The 15,181-nt window shown below is 63.6% G+C and carries 15 protein-coding genes and 1 tRNA gene; 6 read left to right on the forward strand and 10 right to left on the reverse strand.

Annotation, left to right across the window (positions count from 1 at the left end):
- Positions 1-20: 20 nt before the first annotated feature.
- The 3 genes from NCCP691_RS13115 to NCCP691_RS13125 form a co-directional block, all read right to left on the reverse strand.
- Positions 21-97: transfer RNA gene (locus tag NCCP691_RS13115), tRNA-Pro, on the reverse strand.
- Between the two features lie 92 nt (positions 98-189).
- Positions 190-705, reverse strand: a complete 516-nt coding sequence (locus NCCP691_RS13120; RefSeq protein ID WP_220808991.1) for a bacteriohemerythrin — start codon at positions 703-705, stop codon at positions 190-192.
- Positions 702-1,865, reverse strand: coding sequence for an HD-GYP domain-containing protein (locus NCCP691_RS13125; RefSeq protein WP_220808992.1), 1,164 nt, complete (start codon positions 1,863-1,865; stop codon positions 702-704). The genes NCCP691_RS13120 and NCCP691_RS13125 overlap by 4 nt, the downstream gene beginning before the upstream one ends.
- A gap of 253 nt (positions 1,866-2,118) precedes the next feature.
- Here NCCP691_RS13125 and NCCP691_RS13130 point away from each other — a divergent pair, with 253 nt between their 5' ends.
- The gene (locus NCCP691_RS13130) at positions 2,119-2,532 is read left to right on the forward strand and encodes a BLUF domain-containing protein (RefSeq protein ID WP_220808994.1); all 414 of its coding nucleotides are present in this window, start codon (positions 2,119-2,121) and stop codon (positions 2,530-2,532) included.
- 5 nt (positions 2,533-2,537) lie between these two features.
- Here the strand turns inward: NCCP691_RS13130 and NCCP691_RS13135 are convergent, their stop codons facing one another.
- The gene (locus NCCP691_RS13135; RefSeq protein WP_220808996.1) at positions 2,538-3,497 is read right to left on the reverse strand and encodes a Bug family tripartite tricarboxylate transporter substrate binding protein; all 960 of its coding nucleotides are present in this window, start codon (positions 3,495-3,497) and stop codon (positions 2,538-2,540) included.
- A 79-nt stretch (positions 3,498-3,576) separates the two neighbouring features.
- On the opposite strand from NCCP691_RS13135, the gene NCCP691_RS13140 reads away from it, so the two are divergent.
- Together NCCP691_RS13140 and NCCP691_RS13145 are read left to right on the forward strand one after the other, a co-directional pair.
- Positions 3,577-4,707, forward strand: coding sequence for a M14 family metallopeptidase (locus tag NCCP691_RS13140; RefSeq protein WP_220808998.1), 1,131 nt, complete (start codon positions 3,577-3,579; stop codon positions 4,705-4,707).
- Positions 4,707-5,204, forward strand: coding sequence for a CYTH domain-containing protein (locus tag NCCP691_RS13145; RefSeq protein ID WP_220809000.1), 498 nt, complete (start codon positions 4,707-4,709; stop codon positions 5,202-5,204). Before NCCP691_RS13140 ends, NCCP691_RS13145 begins: the two co-directional genes overlap by 1 nt.
- A gap of 951 nt (positions 5,205-6,155) precedes the next feature.
- Here NCCP691_RS13145 and NCCP691_RS13150 read toward each other — a convergent pair.
- From NCCP691_RS13150 to NCCP691_RS13175, 6 genes are all read right to left on the reverse strand, one after another.
- Complete coding sequence (locus NCCP691_RS13150) at positions 6,156-7,397, reverse strand: DUF2863 family protein (RefSeq protein WP_220809001.1); 1,242 nt, start codon at positions 7,395-7,397, stop codon at positions 6,156-6,158.
- Positions 7,398-7,538: 141 nt separating this feature from the next.
- Positions 7,539-7,754: a hypothetical protein gene (locus NCCP691_RS13155; RefSeq protein WP_220809002.1), complete on the reverse strand. Its 216-nt coding sequence runs from the start codon at positions 7,752-7,754 to the stop codon at positions 7,539-7,541.
- Between the two features lie 137 nt (positions 7,755-7,891).
- Positions 7,892-10,606 carry an aconitate hydratase AcnA gene (gene acnA, locus NCCP691_RS13160; protein ID WP_220809003.1) on the reverse strand — a complete coding sequence of 905 codons (2,715 nt, stop codon included), beginning with the start codon at positions 10,604-10,606 and terminating at the stop codon, positions 7,892-7,894.
- Between the two features lie 93 nt (positions 10,607-10,699).
- Positions 10,700-11,152, reverse strand: a complete 453-nt coding sequence (locus tag NCCP691_RS13165) for a hypothetical protein (protein WP_220809004.1) — start codon at positions 11,150-11,152, stop codon at positions 10,700-10,702.
- Between the two features lie 42 nt (positions 11,153-11,194).
- Entirely contained in the window at positions 11,195-12,181 is a 987-nt protein-coding gene (locus tag NCCP691_RS13170; protein WP_220809005.1) for an HpcH/HpaI aldolase/citrate lyase family protein, read from the reverse strand.
- Positions 12,182-12,239: 58 nt separating this feature from the next.
- Complete coding sequence (locus tag NCCP691_RS13175) at positions 12,240-13,229, reverse strand: malate dehydrogenase (RefSeq protein WP_220809006.1); 990 nt, start codon at positions 13,227-13,229, stop codon at positions 12,240-12,242.
- A 242-nt stretch (positions 13,230-13,471) separates the two neighbouring features.
- On the opposite strand from NCCP691_RS13175, the gene NCCP691_RS13180 reads away from it, so the two are divergent.
- The 3 genes from NCCP691_RS13180 to sdhD all read left to right on the forward strand — a co-directional run bounded on the left by NCCP691_RS13180 (position 13,472) and on the right by sdhD (position 15,181).
- Entirely contained in the window at positions 13,472-14,263 is a 792-nt protein-coding gene (locus tag NCCP691_RS13180) for a GntR family transcriptional regulator (protein ID WP_220809007.1), read from the forward strand.
- 136 nt (positions 14,264-14,399) lie between these two features.
- The gene (gene sdhC / locus NCCP691_RS13185; RefSeq protein ID WP_220809008.1) at positions 14,400-14,807 is read left to right on the forward strand and encodes a succinate dehydrogenase, cytochrome b556 subunit; all 408 of its coding nucleotides are present in this window, start codon (positions 14,400-14,402) and stop codon (positions 14,805-14,807) included.
- Positions 14,808-14,809: 2 nt separating this feature from the next.
- Complete coding sequence (gene sdhD, locus NCCP691_RS13190; RefSeq protein ID WP_220809009.1) at positions 14,810-15,181, forward strand: succinate dehydrogenase, hydrophobic membrane anchor protein; 372 nt, start codon at positions 14,810-14,812, stop codon at positions 15,179-15,181.

The raw sequence follows: 15,181 nt of genomic DNA on the forward strand, positions 1-15,181 counted from the left end.
TTTTTTGACTTCTTAACTAATGGTCGGGGCGGCGGGATTCGAACTCGCGACCCCTTGCACCCCATGCAAGTGCGCTACCAGGCTGCGCTACGCCCCGACGAGCCGGCAATTATAGCAGAGGAAACGGAATTGCCAATCCTGTCCACTTGCCCCGGCGCGCCAAAGGCCGAAAAAACGCGCCGCGAATGCCTACAGGCCGAGCAGTTTGGCCAGCAATCCCTTCCTCTGCGGCTGCGCCTGGGCGACCACGGCCGCCGCGACCGGGACTGGCCCGGGTACTGCGACCGGCTGGGGCTGTGCCTGCCCGGCATGCTCCAAATACCATTTTCCGAACCGCAGGTCATGGGTCATGATGTGCCCGATCAGCCACTTGTTCAGGAAGCGACGCAACTCCTGCACCCGTTCTTCAGTCCATGCGTCCCCGCTGCCGAGGAAATCCGCGACGTGTGCGGCGAACTCTTCGTGCAGCTTGAGATGCTGCTCGAAGGCCGGGTATCCGCTCTTTTCCATCAGCGCCTGCTCGTTCGTGAAGTGGACGACGACATAGTCCAGCAGCTCTTCCACCGTGTGCTCGACCGTTGCGAGATCGAGCGCCTTGACGAGCGCGAACAGATGCTGATGTTCTTCGTCCACCTCGGGAATGCTTACCGAGAATCCCTTCCGCCATTCGATGACGAAGGGGGATTTGTGTTCTTCCTGGGTCATGTCGTTTCTCCCGTATGCATGGTTGATGTCGCGGCATCCGACACTGTTGCGTGCGGACTGCCGCCGTCAGAATTTTTTGCTGTGTGGTCTTGTGGTGCGCCGGCGGGGGCGGGGCCGGAGAGATGGTCGAGCAGGGCGTCGACGACGTCGGCGTCGTACAGCGTCCCGCGGCCGTCGATGAGTTCGCGCACACCCTCGTCCGTGCTGCGTGCCGGACGGTAGGGACGGTGCGCGGTGATGGCGTCGAAGACATCGGCGACGGCGATGATTCGTGCTTCCAGACAGATCCGGGCGGCCTGCAAGCGGCGAGGGTAGCCGCTGCCGTCGAGCCGCTCATGGTGCTGCCACACCATTTCCGCAATCGGCCACGGGAATTCGATCCCCTTGAGGATTTCATAACCTGTCTGCGGATGATTGCGGGTGATCTCCACCTCGGGACTGCTCAGGCGCCCGGGCTTGCCGAGGATCTCGATGGGAACGCCGATCTTGCCGATGTCGTGAATGCTGGAGCCGAGCTGCAATCCGCGCCGGCGGTCTTCGTCCAGGCCGAGGCGCGCGCCGATCACATCGCACAGGCGTGAGACCTGGGTCTGGTGCCCGGCCGTGTAGGGGTCGCGCATTTCCACAGCGCGTGCAATGGCTTCTACCGTGTTGCCGAAGGACGATGACAGCCGCTGGCTCTGATCCAGCGCCTTTTCATTGGCGAGCATGAGAGGCGTCAGGTCTTCATGCGCGACGATCGCACTGACCGCGTCGTGGCCTGGAAAGGGCGAAATCGTCAACAGGAACCAGTGCCGCTCGGTCGGTGAATCGCAGGGGTACTCGAGCTGGAATTTGTCCGACTCCCCGTTGAGCACCTGACGCAGGCCTGCGGCCACCCGGGTTGCAATGCTGATGTCGTGCTCGCTCGCGTGAAAGCGCGCGTCGCGTATGGCATCGAGCAGACGCAGATAATTGGTGCCGATGCCGTAGGTGGACTGGCAGTTGCCGTTGGCGTCTGAAAAGCGGCGCCACGCCTTGTTGACCGCGAGGATGGTGCCGGCGCGGTCGACCAGCGCGATATGCGCGGTGAGCGCGTCGATGATCGGCTGGTACGGCAGCTCCTCGTGCGCGCGGGGCGCATGGCGCTGCGGTTCAGGGTGCTTGTAGTGCGTCCACATGGGTCAGGGCTTTTGGCCGGCGGGTTGGCGAGGCGACTTGTCGTCCTGGCTGAGCGAGTCGACCAGGTTTTATTGCTGAGAAACAATAGCCGAAGGACGGCCATACGACGTTTCTTTGCAGAATGAAATTATTGGAAAGTTTGATTCAGAGCAAACGCGCCGGGAGGCCGCGGGCGTTCCATGAGCAGGGTCGGACTTCGGTCGGCGGCGCCGGCCGGCATTCGGCGAAATCCCGGCACAACGAGGATATGCAATGCTCTCGATTACCTACATCAGCGCGGAGGCCGAAAGCTTCAGCGAGGCTGCCCTCACAGAGCTGCTTCATCTCTGCCGTGAGCGCAATCGGCGCGCGGGGGTGACCGGTCTGCTGCTGCACAGGAGCGGCAGCTTCATCCAGACCATCGAAGGCGATGACCACGTGATCCAGGCCCTGTTCGAGAAAATTCACGCCGACAGGCGGCACCGACAGGTGACCGAACTGGCGCGCACACCGATCAGCAACCGGCTTTTTCCGCAGTGGTCAATGGGATTTCAGCGACATTCGCCCGAGGTCGGGCTGGAAGGGTTCGAGGACCTCTTGCAGCACCGGGATCCCGCGGCTTTTGCCGCAAGCGGGCAAGCGGTGCACCGGCTGCATGCGCTGTTCCGGAAGATCGCCTCGCAATGAGAGATTCAGTCGAGCGTCGCGCCGGTACGCCTGATGACGGCGGCCCACTTCCGGGCATCCGATGCGATCAGGGACGCGAATTCCGCGGGGCTGCCGCCGGTCGGCATCAGGCCGGCGCGCTGCAGCCGCTCTGCCACGTCGGGCAGCCTGAGGATGGCATTGATTTCCTGATTGATGCGATGGACGGTCTCGGCCGGCGTGCCGCGCGGGACGAGCAGGCCGTTCCAGGTGATGGCCTCAAAGCCGGGCAGTCCGGATTCGGCCACGGTGGGCAGGTCGGGCAGCAGGGGGAAGCGGCTGGCGCTGCTGACGGCGAGCGCGCGCAGCTTGCCGGCGCGGATCTGAGGCATGACGGCGGCGGGCACGCTGAACAACGCCTGGGTTTCGCCGGCGGCGACCGACATCGCGGCGGGCGGGGCACCGTTATAGGGAATATGGACGATGAAGGCGCCGGTCATGCTCTTGAACAGCTCCATCGTCAGGTGGGAGGACGAGCCATTGCCGACCGAGGCATAGTTGAGCCGGCCGGGTCTGGACTTGGCATGGCGGATCAGCTCGGCGACCGTGCGCACCGGCAGCCCGGCGCTGACCACGAGCACGTTCGGCTGCGCACTCGTCTGTATCACGGGCACGAGGTCTTGCTGCGGGTCGTAGGGCAGGCGGGTGAGGAACTGGGTGTAGGCGAGCGGGCCGTTGAAGGACAGCAGCAGCGTGTGGCCGTCGGCTGCGGCGCGCACGACCTGGGCGCTGGCGATGGTGCCCGACGCCCCGGGCTGGTTGTCCACGATGACCGGCTGGCCGAAGCGCTCCCGCAGATGATCGCCGATCGCGCGCGCGATCAGGTCGAGGGAGGAACCGCCGGGCGCGGCCACCACGATGCGCAGCGGCCTCGACGGCCAGTCGGCGCCATGCGCAAGGGTCCCGGCCACCAGCAGCACGCAGGAAAGCAGGAGTCGGCGTAACATGATCGGCTTCACCTTCGTTTCATGGAGAAACGGAGCATAGCACCGGCGCGCGCCGGACCGCCAACAGCTGGACATCAACATGCCGATCAAGATCAGCGACACTTTCGAAGCAGGCGCCATCGAAGTGCTGAGCGCCGACCATCCCGACAGCATCACACTGGCGCTGCGGCCGGATTCGCACGCCGATGTGCGCCAGTGGTTTTTCTACCGGCTGCAGGGCGCGCGCGGACAGCCGTGCACGATGCGCATCGTTAATGCCGCCGAGGCGGCCTTCGCCGATGGCTGGCGAAATTATTCGGCCTGTGCGAGCTACGACCTCGAGCACTGGTTCCGGGTGCCGGCCAGCTACGACGGCAAGGTGCTGGAAATCCGCCATGCGCCGGAGCGCGACAGCGTTTATTACGCCTATTTCGAGCCGTACTCCTGGGAGCGGCATCTGCGGCTGCTGGCCAGGGTCGATGCCTCCCCGCAGGGAAGGCTGCTCGACCTCGGCGGCACGGTGGACGGGAGGGACATGAACCTGGCCCTGCTCGGCGATGCCGGCGCCCCGTTCAGGATCTGGGTGATCGCGCGTCAGCATCCCGGCGAAACCATGGCGGAATGGCTGGTGGAGGGGATGATCGACGCATTGCTGGACGAAGCCAACCCGGTCGCCCGAAAGCTGCTCGCGGGAGCGGCGCTATACATCGTGCCGAACATGAATCCCGACGGCTCGGTGCGCGGCAACCTGCGCACGAATGCGGCCGGCGCCAACCTCAATCGCGAGTGGATGTCGCCGTCGCCCGAACGCAGCCCGGAAGTCTTCGCCGTGCGCAATATGATGCACGAGACCGGCTGCGACCTGTTCCTCGATATTCACGGCGACGAGAGCCTGCCTTATGTGTTCGTCGCCGGCTGCGAAATGCTGGAAGGCTTCAGCGACGGGGAGCTCGCCCGGCAGCAGGCTTTCGTCGACAGCTTCCGGCGCGCCAGTCCCGATTTCCAGACCAGGCACGGGTATCACGCGAGCAAATACAAGCAGGACATGCTGCAGCTCGCGTCCAAGTACATCGGCCACACCTTCAAATGCGTGTCGCTGACCCTGGAAATGCCATTCAAGGACAATGCGGACTTGCCCGATGCGCGCACGGGCTGGAACGGCGCGCGCAGCGCGCGGCTGGGCGCGGCACTGCTGCAGCCGATGCTCGATGCGGTGGAGAGGGGACGCTGATGGGCGTGGAAATCGAACGAAAGTTTCTCGTGCGCGGCGACGCGTGGAAGACGCTCGCCACAGGCGTGCTGCTGCGCCAGGGCTATCTGTCCTCGCACCCGGAGCGGGTGGTGAGGGTGCGCATCGAAGGAGGCGCCGCGCGTCTCACCATCAAGGGCAAGTCGAGCGGCGCGAGCCGCGGCGAGTGGGAGTATCCAATACCGCTGGCCGACGCACAGGTCTTCCTCGATACCCTGTGCGAGCGGCCGATCATCGAGAAGTACCGCTATCGCATCCCCTGCGGTGGACTGACCTGGGAAGTAGACGAATTCCTCGGCGAGAACGCGGGCCTGATCGTGGCGGAGATCGAACTCGCCTCGGAAGACCAGGCCTTCGAGCGGCCGGACTGGGTGGACGAGGAGGTGACGCACGACGCCCGGTATTTCAACTCCAGTCTGCTGCGGCATCCGTATGCCCGATGGCCCACCGGCGGGGCGGGCGCTTATCTGGACGAGTGAATGCCTTTGTCATCGGACTGGCCCGGAGCCAGTTGCACCAGATTTTCAAGTTCCTCGGTGGCGGCGTGAACACGGTCGGGCCAGCTGCTCTCACTCGGCAAGGTAAAGCTTTCAGCCCTCGGGATTTCAGGCTCTGCTTGCCGCGCGCTTTCCGGAAGTGCCTCACTCCCCATCAATTGCTGCAGGAACGTCGCGAAATCCTCCGGATCGTCTCTTACGGGTCGCGTGGACGCGGAAGAGACGATGTTCCCTTCCGTTCCAGTGTCATCGGTAGGCGGGGCCTGGTGATGAGTAGGCAGTGATTCCGTTCCAATCTCATCGGTCAATGCGGCTCGCTGATGAGCAGTCAGTGCCGCCGCTTCGCCACTGGGGCCGGGGGGAATGCCTCCGTTGTCGATGTTGTGAGGAACCGGTTCGGAAGGCGTCTGTGGGCCGGGTCTCGTATTCCGTCCATACCTGAGCGAAGGCAGTGACAAGGCATTGCGAAGCTGGCCGCTCATATCTGCTCGGCGGACTTTGACTTTCTCACGCGGCGCCCCCGTTTCGCAGATCTCTGAACGAGGGGAAGTCGGACTAGAGGATGTGCTGCCACCGACGAAAAAACGGCGGATGAGGGTGGCGGTTGGGGATCTGCGCTGGCCGGGTGGGGTGCGTTGCTCGCAGGTTTCGCGACTGGTCGTCCCCGAAGGGCCGGCCGATCGCGCGTTTCGTCCGTTCTGGCTGTCGGGGCTGCCCGGCCCGGTCGTGCGGCGCGAAGCGCCCGCAGTACCGGTAAACAGAGAGGGGACTCGAAATGGAAATCGCATACTGACCGTTTCTGAAAAAGAAAACGGTGAGTGGTGCCGGTGCGAAAAGATATCCGTCCCTCGCGCAGCGATCGGGACCGCATCGAGTCGGGCGAGAAGGCATGCCGCCGCTTTGCAGTGGATGCCGCCGCGACGCCTCTCGATGTCAGTGAAAATGCCCGGTGCTGGTCGGCACGTCCTCGGGCATTTCGGCATGCACGAGTTCTGCATCGGCATCCGGATAGAGCGGTGCGCCGCAGTCGTCGCAAAACTCCATCGGAAAATGCTCGGTATGACGTTTGATATGGGTGACGCCGCAGGCGCGCAGCAGGGCGACGATTTCCTCGACCGGGGTGCGCAGCTCGGTCTCCAGCACTTCCGGCGCGGTCAGCCCCTCGAAACTGTTGGCGGCCGTTTCCTCGTCGTCTTCCTGGCCGTACAGCGGCCACACCACGCCGTAGATCACTTCCGGATTCTGCCGCAGGGTGAAGCCGACGCGGTATTCGTCCACGCGCTCGCCGTCCTCGCTGAATCCGCCGATGATCGCCCGCAGGCCGCTCGCATCGATGCCGATCGCATTCGTCAGGAAGTGCACCGCGGCCCGGATGGAGATCGGGCGGATCTGCCGGTCTGCCTCGCGGCAGGCGATGTAGTAGGCCTCGGGCATCAGCAGCTCGATGCCGCAGCCCGGCAGCAGGGTGCCGATGTTGGGCGCGGCCTGCTTGCGCCAGCGCTCCAGCGCCTGGTCGCGTCCGGCGGGGTTGAGATCGGCCTGCCAGACAAACATCGGCTTGCCGGCCGGGGCCGCCACCGCCGCCAGCAGGTAACGGGTATCGGCGAGGAAGGGCGCCGTTTCCTGGCCGCTGGCCGGCGCGCGCAGCGCGGTGCCCTTGACCGCAGCCTGCGCCATCCGGTGGACGAGGCTGTAGGTTTCGGCATGGGTACGCGGCAGCTGGTCGATCGAATACAGGGTGGGGGCGAGTGCCAGCCGGGCGCCATCGGCCAGCAGGTGGCCGTGCAGATGGGCGTTCAGCGTGGTACGCATCTCCTCGCCGATCGGACCGGAAGCGATCGAGAATCGCGTCCAGGCAAGAATGGGGGCGGCGATCAGCAGCACCTGCCAGGTTTCGCCTTCATGTTCGACGGTGCAGGATTCGCTGCCGGCCTCGATCGCTTCCATCAGTGCATCGTAGGCGGCCAGGTCGGTGCGGTAGAGGTGGTCCAGCGCGGCGTCCAGCGACTCCTGGTGGCTGCCCTTGAGGGTCTTGTGCAGCAGCGAGTCGAGCGCGTGTTCCCACAGCCTCTCCTCGACGCGGCTGGCGGATTGCACCATGCCTTGCGCGGCCGAAACCATGCGTTGGCTGTCTGCGGACAGTCTGTTGGAAGAGCTTTTTGAAGAACGGCGCATGTCGAAGCTGTGAATTTCAGAAGAATCGTATTGTAGTTGATTCAACTGAGGGGCGACATGAAGCGGGTCGAACCGGCGGAGGCAAAGGACGAAAAAAAGCCGCACGGCGTCGGCCGTGCGGCTTCATTGTCCCGAGCGAGCTTACTTGGATTGCGGCTCGGCAGGCGCTGCGGGAGCGGCAGGGGCGGCAGGAGCGGCGCCGGGGGCGGCCGGCGCTGCGGGCTCCTCATGCTTGGCCGAATCGGTGGGCAGGCCGTGGCCTGCCTCGCCCTGCATGTCCACCTTGTCGCCTGCCTTCAGAATGACAAACAAGGCCACTGCTGCAAATACGAGGAAGCCTGCAAAAATTTTCCACATGATGTGTCTCCAGATCGTTATATCGGGCAAATATCGGAAATAACGCCGGCATGCCGGCGTTTATCTTGATGCGGAGGATACCGCCCGATCCTTACACCGGGCTTGCATGGCGCCGCCGCAGGAGGCGGCGCCGCGCATCACGCGGCCAGCAACTGGCGCAGCACGAAGGGCAGGATGCCGCCGTGCTTGTAGTAGTCGACCTCGATCGGAGTGTCGATGCGCAGCAGCACCTTCACTTCCTGGGTGCTGCCGTCCTCGCGGCGGATGACCAGCGTCGCCTGCTGCTGCGGCCTGATGTCGTCGCCGATCCCCTGCAGGTCGAAGCTTTCCTTGCCGGTGATGCCGAGGGACTCCACGCTGTCGTCGCCCAGGAACTGCAGCGGCAGCACGCCCATGCCCACCAGGTTGGAGCGGTGGATGCGCTCGAAGGAACGCGCGACGACGGCCTTGACGCCGAGCAGCTGGGTGCCCTTGGCAGCCCAGTCGCGCGACGAGCCCGTGCCGTATTCCTCGCCCGCGAAAATCATGGTCGGCACGCCGTCGCCGATGTACTTCATGGCGGCGTCGTAGATCGACATCTGCTCGCCGCTGGGCTGGTGCACGGTGATGCCGCCCTCGACCCGCGAACCGTCGGCCTTGGGCGGGATCATCAGGTTCTTGATGCGGACGTTGGCGAAGGTGCCGCGCATCATGACTTCATGATTGCCCCGGCGCGAACCGTAGGAGTTGAAGTCAGCCTTGAGCACGCCATTTTCCAGCAGCCACTTGCCCGCCGGACTGGTTTCCTTGATCGAGCCGGCCGGGGAGATGTGGTCGGTGGTGATGGAGTCGCCGAACACGCCGAGTGCGCGGGCGCCCTGGATCGCGGTCGCCGCCGCCTTCGGCTGCATGTCGAAACCCTCGAAGAAGGGCGGCTCGGCGATATAGGTCGACTTCGGCCAGTTGTAGACGTCGCCTTGGGCGATGCCTTTGATCTTCTGCCAGAGTTCGCCCGGCGCCGCCTGCACCTCGGCATAGTTCTGCTTGTACTTGGTCGGGTTCATTGCGAACTTGGCGACCAGCTGATTGATCTCCGCCGAGGTCGGCCAGATGTCGCCAAGGTAGACGTCGCGTCCACCCTTGCCCTTGCCGACCGGTTCCGTCATCAGATCGCGGGTCACGGTGCCGGCGATCGCGTAAGCGACCACCAGCGGCGGCGAGGCGAGGAAGTTGGCGCGGATGTTCGGATGGATCCGGGCCTCGAAGTTGCGGTTGCCGGAGAGGACGGCGGCGGCCACCACATCGTTCTCGACGATCGCGTCGTTGAGTTCCTGCGTCAGGTCCCCGGAGTTGCCGATACAGGTCGAGCAGCCGTAGGACGTGACGACAAAGCCGAGCTTTTCCATGTAGGGCAGCAGGCCGGCGGACTTGAGATAGTCGGTGACGATGCGCGAGCCGGGGGAGAGCGAGGTCTTGATGTGCGGGGCCACCTGCAGGCCGGCCTCGACCGCCTTCTTCGCCAGCAGGCCCGCGGCCAGCATCACGTTCGGGTTGGAGGTGTTGGTGCAGGAGGTGATGGCCGCGATCAGCACATCGCCATTCTTCAGCGTCACGCCGTCGCGTGTCTTGTATTCGGCGTCGAGGTCTTCCGGCTTCTTGTTGAAGCCGTTCTCCGCGACGGGCCTGGAGAACAGGTCGGCGAAGTTGGACTTCACGTGGCCGATCTCGATCCGGTCCTGCGGGCGCTTCGGGCCGGCCAGCGACGGCGCCACGGTGGCGAGGTCGAGGGTGAGCACCTTGGTATAGTCGATCTCGCCTTCCTTCGGGATGCCGAACATGTTCTGGGCGCGGAAGTAGGATTCGAAGGCATCGATCTCCTGCTTGCTGCGTCCGGTGCCGCGGAAGTAGTCGATCGTGGCTTCGTCGACCGGGAAGAAGCCCATGGTGGCGCCGTATTCCGGCGCCATGTTGCCGATGGTGGCGCGGTCTGTGGTGGACAGCGAGGCCAGGCCTTCGCCGAAGAACTCGACGAACTTGCCGACGACCTTTTCGCGGCGCAGCATCTCGGTGATGGTGAGCACCAGGTCGGTACCCGTCACGCCTTCCCGCAGCTGGCCCTTGAGGTTGACGCCAATGACGTCCGGCGTCAGGAAATACACCGGCTGTCCGAGCATGCCGGCTTCCGCCTCGATGCCGCCCACGCCCCAGCCGACGACGCCGATGCCGTTGATCATCGTGGTATGGGAGTCGGTGCCGACCAGGGTGTCGGGGTAGTACACGTCATCCTTCTTGTGCACGCCGCGCGCCAGGTACTCCAGGTTCACCTGGTGCACGATGCCGAAGCCGGGGGGCACCACGCCGAAGGTGTCGAAAGCCTGCATGCCCCACTTCATGAACTGGTAGCGCTCGTTGTTGCGCTGGAATTCCAGTTTCATGTTCAGATCGAGCGCATTCTTGACCCGCGCATGGTCGACCTGGATCGAGTGGTCGACCACCAGGTCCACCGGTACCAGCGGTTCGATGTTCTTGGGCGTCTTGCCCATTTTCTGGGCCACGCCGCGCATCGCGGCGAGGTCCGCCAGCAGCGGCACGCCGGTAAAGTCCTGCAGCACGACGCGCGCGACGACGAAGGGGATTTCGTCCGTGCGCGAGGCATTGGGCGCCCAGTTGGCCAGCTGCCGCACATGCTCCTCGGTGACTTTCTTGCCGTCGCAATTGCGCAGAACGGATTCAAGGACGATCCGGATCGATACCGGCAGTCTCGAGACGTCCACGCCGAGGGCTTCCCCGAGCGCCGGAAGTGAGTAGAGCCTGCCTTTTTTTGATCCGGAGATCGGGAATTCCTTGAGGGTGTTCAGAGTATTGCGGGACATGTAGTCACTCCTTGTTTATTAGAACTGAACAGCTGTGGTCGAAAAATCATCATGCCGGCGGCGGCCTGTTCCTCCCGGCCGCACCCCGCCGCGTCAGCGCTTCTCCGCCGAGAGCTGCGCCGCCTGCTCGGCGGTGCGGCATTCGTTGGCGAGCTGCTTGCCCTTTTTCGAATCGAGCAGCATGCCCTTGGCCGGGATGCCGATCCAGACCAGGCCATTCTTGCTGTCTTCGAATCGATGGGCGCCGGTCGTGGTGCCGACCCGGCTGAGCTGATGCAGGCGCTTGTTCCAGCGCAGCGAGATCTGCTGATCGTCGCTCGCATTGTTGTAGATGGTGAGTTTGTTGCCGAGTTCGCAATCGTAGGCGACCGGGGTCATGCCGCCGACATCGGGTTCCTTCTCGTCGGCCTTGGCTTCCTCTTCCTTGGCTGCCTGCTTCTTCTTGGCGACGGCCTTCTTGACCGGCTTGGTCTCTTCTGCGAACGCCGGGCCGGTTGCGCAGGTCAGGCCGGCGAGGGCCAGGATGATGGCGGATATGGTTTTCATCGAATGTTTCCTCTGTGGTGCGCCGGACTCGAGCTTCCTGTTCTATGCGCCGCGGTGTTGAAAAAGACTCCCTGATGATTCTGGCAAGGGCATGCCTGCGGCATGCGCGCGCTGCAGAATCATCCAATAGTAGCGGTAACTGGCGCGGTCGTGGAGTCTTCCCTGGTGCTGTATGGGTCCCCACGCCACATCCCTGGCGGCCGACAGGATGGCCGCGGCTTCCGCGATCTCGGCACTGTCGGGCGACATGGCTTTGACGATGCCTTCGATCTGCGACGGATGGATGCTCCACATCCGGGTATAGCCGAACTCCGCCGCCGCGCGTGCCGCGTCCTGTCCGGCGGCCTGCGGATCGCGTATCTCGGTCGTCACGTTGTGCGAGGGCGTCTTGCCGTGCGCATGGCAGGCGGCGGCGATTTCCAGCTTGGCGCGCATGACGAGCGGATGGCTGAACTGCCCGGGGGAGCGCATCGCCGATGCGGGCACGGCGCCGTAGTGGGCGGACACGAAATCCATGATCCCGAACGACAGGCATTCGACCTGAGGCAGGGCGGCGATGCGGTGCACGTCTTCGAGCGCGCCATGGGTCTCGATCAGCACATGGACGGGCAGGTCCGTGCGGCCGGCGGGCAGGGCGTGGCGGTTGACCGTCTCCAGCCCGCGCAGCACGTCGTCCAGGCCCTCGGCCTTGGGCAGTACCAGGTAAGCGAGCCGGCTTGCGGACTCGCCGCAGATGATGGCGACATCCTGTTCGAAGGCGGGATGGGCAAGATCGTGGACGCGGGCGCCGACGCGCTTGAACCGGTTGTCGTCCGAGTTGATCAGCGACGCCACGAGCCGGGCGTGCGCTTCCTCGTTGCCGGCGGCGGCGCCGTCCTCGCAGTCGAAGGTGATGTCGAACACCGGACCAAGGCTTTGCTGCAGGGCGAGCGACCGGCGCATCAGCTTTTCCGAGCCGGCATAGTGGTCGCAGACCGGTATCGAGACCGGCTGCCGTTCGCCCTGGAACAAAACTTCGGACGGATGCATGAGCGTTCAGGTAGCAGGAAAAAGAACGGCGGCTGATGCCGCCGTTCCGTTGCCGGTGTTAGCCGACCAGGTGCTTTACGCCGTCGCGCTCTTCCTGCAGCTCCTTGAGCGTCAGGTTGATGCGCTCCTGCGAGAAGGCGTCGATCTGCAGGCCCTGGACGATCTTGTACTCGCCGTTTTCGGTGGTCACCGGGAAGCCGAACATGATGCCTTCCGGGATGCCGTAGGAACCATCGGACGGGATGCCCATGGTGGTCCACTTGCCGTTGGTGCCGAGCACCCAGTCGCGCACATGGTCGATGGCTGCATTGGCCGCGGAAGCCGCCGAGGACAGGCCGCGGGCTTCGATGATGGCCGCGCCGCGCTTGCCGACGGTCGGCAGGTACACGTCCTTGGTCCAAGCTTCGTCGTTCACCAGCGCCTTGGCGGGCTGGCCGTCGACGGTCGCATGGGTGAAGTCGGCGTACATGGTCGGGGAGTGGTTGCCCCACACGCACAGCTTCTCGATCGAGGTGATCGGCTTGCCGACCTTGGCGGCCAGCTGGGACAGCGCGCGGTTGTGATCCAGACGCAGCATGGCGGTGAAGTTCTTGGCCGGCAGATTCGGCGCCGACTTCATTGCGATGTAGGCATTGGTGTTGGCCGGATTGCCGACCACCAGCACCTTGACGTTGCGCGAAGCGACGGCGTCGAGCGCCTTGCCCTGCACCGTGAAGATCTGCGCATTGGCTTCCAGCAGGTCCTTGCGCTCCATGCCGGGGCCGCGCGGACGGGCGCCGACCAGCAGGGCGACGTCGGCGTCCTTGAACGCCGTCATCGGGTCGCTATGTGCGGTCATGCCGGCCAGCAGCGGGAATGCGCAGTCGTCGATCTCCATCATCACGCCCTTGAGCGCCTTCTGGGCTTTCTCGTCGGGGATCTCCAGCAGTTGCAGGATGACCGGCTGGTCTTTGCCCAGCATATCGCCGTTGGCGATGCGGAACAGCAGGGAGTAGCCGATCTGGCCGGCGGCGCCGGTAACGGCAACGCGCATGGGGGCTTTAGCCATGGTGAATCTCCAAAGTGGGAAGGAAAACGGATGAAGCTGGCGAAATCTGTCTCAACTTCTGGCAAGCCTGTAATGATACCTTTGAAACTCCTCGGGCGTCAGGGCTTGCCGCCAGCAAATCTCGTCGCGAGTGTAGGCCGCGGTGGACAGTATGTCAATGCGCCTCATCTATCTTATATAAGACATAAAACCTATCAGTTTTTGCTAGACGGCAAAGGGGCTTTTGTGGTGAAATCCGGTTCATGTCTACCGCCACGTCCAACCCGTCGAACAACGGCGCTCCCGCAGCAGGGGCAGGCGGTTCCGCTCCCGGAAGTTCTCCCACCTTCAGTCCGCTGTACCAGCAGATCAAGGCCCTGATCACCCAGAGCCTGCAGTCGGGCGAGTGGAAGCCGGGCGAGCTGATTCCGAGCGAAGTCGAGCTTGCCAACCGTTTCAAGGTCAGTCAGGGAACGGTGCGCAAGGCGATCGACGAGCTCGCCGCCGAAAACCTGGTGGTGCGCCGCCAGGGCAAGGGCACCTTCGTCGCCACGCATCACGAAGCGCGTGCGCAATTCCGTTTCTTGCGGTTGATGCCGGATGCCGGCGAGCCGCATTATGCCGACAACAGGATCCTGGAAGTCAAGAGACTGCGCGCGCCCGCAGAAGTGGCGCGGCTACTGGATATCAAGTCGGGCGATTCCGTCATTTACATCAAGCGCGTGCAGGCATTCGATCACGCTCCGACCATCGTCGAAGAGCTGTGGCTGCCCGGTTCCATCTTCAAGGGACTGACCGCCGAACGTCTCGTCGAATACAAGGGGCCGATGTACGGCCTGTTCGAGACCGAGTTCGGCACGCGCATGATTCGCGCCACTGAAAAGATCCGTGCCGTCTCTGCCGACGAGTCGACAGCAGAGTTGCTCAATATCGCGCAAAATACACCGTTGCTCGGCGTCGAGCGCGTGTCCTACACCTACGGCGACCGTCCGGTGGAGGTCAGGCGCGGTTTGTATCTCACCGATCGCCATCATTATCTGAACGAGCTGAGCTGAGCGGCGGGATGAGGGCAATTCGATTTTTCCCCGATTGACAGACGGAATTGATTGCTTTCTGTAAATTTAACAGTTGGTGTGCCGCACAAAAATCGGCGAAAATTACGGGATTTTTATCGCCCTGGGAGGTGTTGTCATGTCTGAAGCCGTGAAGAAAGTCCGGCGCCATGGGGTCATGAGCTTTGCTCAGGCCGTTCAGTACCGGCTGCCGCTGGCCGGTTATATCTCGATCCTGCATCGGATCAGCGGCTTGCTGATGTTCGTGCTTTTGCCGTTCGTGCTCTACCTGCTCGACAAAAGCCTGACGTCGGAAATCTCGTTCGAGTACATGAAGGGCTTCGTCTCGAACTGGTTCGTCAAGCTCGTCATTCTCGGCCTGGTCTGGGCCTACCTGCATCACTTCACCGCGGGCATCCGCCACCTGTTCCTCGACTTCCACTTCGCGCTTGACAAGGACAGCGGCCGCAAGACTTCGGTTGCAGTATTCGCGATCAGCCTGACGCTGACCGCGCTGATCGGCCTGAAACTGTTCGGAGCATTCTAAACATGGCAAACAATAACAATATCGGACCGAAGCGCCTCGTCGTCGGCGCGCATTACGGTCTGCGCGACTGGCTCGCGCAACGGCTGACCGCCATCGTCATGGCGCTGTACACCGTTATCCTGCTGGTGGTTTTCCTGACGGGCAACAACTTCAGCTATGAAGGCTGGGCCGGGCTGTTCGCGCAGCAGTGGTTCAAGATCGTGACCTTCGCTACCTTCGCTTCGATGTTCTACCACGTGTGGGTAGGCATGCGCGACATCTGGATGGACTACATTTCGAACTCGATCGCTCTGCGACTCGCGTTCCATGCTGCCACGATCCTGTGGCTGGTCGGATGCGCCGGTTGGGCCGCACAAATTATCTGGAGAGCGTAA

Source organism: Noviherbaspirillum aridicola (assembly GCF_019656455.1).
GTDB lineage: Bacteria > Pseudomonadota > Gammaproteobacteria > Burkholderiales > Burkholderiaceae_D > Noviherbaspirillum > Noviherbaspirillum aridicola.

Excerpts from the sequence above, each read along its gene's own strand:
- NCCP691_RS13120 (WP_220808991.1), bottom strand. The coding sequence starts at position 705 with ATGACCCAGGAAGAACACAAATCCCCCTTCGTCATCGAATGGCGGAAG.
- NCCP691_RS13125 (WP_220808992.1), bottom strand. The coding sequence starts at position 1,865 with ATGTGGACGCACTACAAGCACCCTGAACCGCAGCGCCATGCGCCCCGC.
- NCCP691_RS13130 (WP_220808994.1), top strand. The coding sequence starts at position 2,119 with ATGCTCTCGATTACCTACATCAGCGCGGAGGCCGAAAGCTTCAGCGAG.
- NCCP691_RS13135 (WP_220808996.1), bottom strand. The coding sequence starts at position 3,497 with ATGTTACGCCGACTCCTGCTTTCCTGCGTGCTGCTGGTGGCCGGGACC.
- NCCP691_RS13140 (WP_220808998.1), top strand. The coding sequence starts at position 3,577 with ATGCCGATCAAGATCAGCGACACTTTCGAAGCAGGCGCCATCGAAGTG.
- NCCP691_RS13145 (WP_220809000.1), top strand. The coding sequence starts at position 4,707 with ATGGGCGTGGAAATCGAACGAAAGTTTCTCGTGCGCGGCGACGCGTGG.
- NCCP691_RS13150 (WP_220809001.1), bottom strand. The coding sequence starts at position 7,397 with ATGCGCCGTTCTTCAAAAAGCTCTTCCAACAGACTGTCCGCAGACAGC.
- NCCP691_RS13155 (WP_220809002.1), bottom strand. The coding sequence starts at position 7,754 with ATGTGGAAAATTTTTGCAGGCTTCCTCGTATTTGCAGCAGTGGCCTTG.
- acnA (WP_220809003.1), bottom strand. The coding sequence starts at position 10,606 with ATGTCCCGCAATACTCTGAACACCCTCAAGGAATTCCCGATCTCCGGA.
- NCCP691_RS13165 (WP_220809004.1), bottom strand. The coding sequence starts at position 11,152 with ATGAAAACCATATCCGCCATCATCCTGGCCCTCGCCGGCCTGACCTGC.
- NCCP691_RS13170 (WP_220809005.1), bottom strand. The coding sequence starts at position 12,181 with ATGCATCCGTCCGAAGTTTTGTTCCAGGGCGAACGGCAGCCGGTCTCG.
- NCCP691_RS13175 (WP_220809006.1), bottom strand. The coding sequence starts at position 13,229 with ATGGCTAAAGCCCCCATGCGCGTTGCCGTTACCGGCGCCGCCGGCCAG.
- NCCP691_RS13180 (WP_220809007.1), top strand. The coding sequence starts at position 13,472 with ATGTCTACCGCCACGTCCAACCCGTCGAACAACGGCGCTCCCGCAGCA.
- sdhC (WP_220809008.1), top strand. The coding sequence starts at position 14,400 with ATGTCTGAAGCCGTGAAGAAAGTCCGGCGCCATGGGGTCATGAGCTTT.
- sdhD (WP_220809009.1), top strand. The coding sequence starts at position 14,810 with ATGGCAAACAATAACAATATCGGACCGAAGCGCCTCGTCGTCGGCGCG.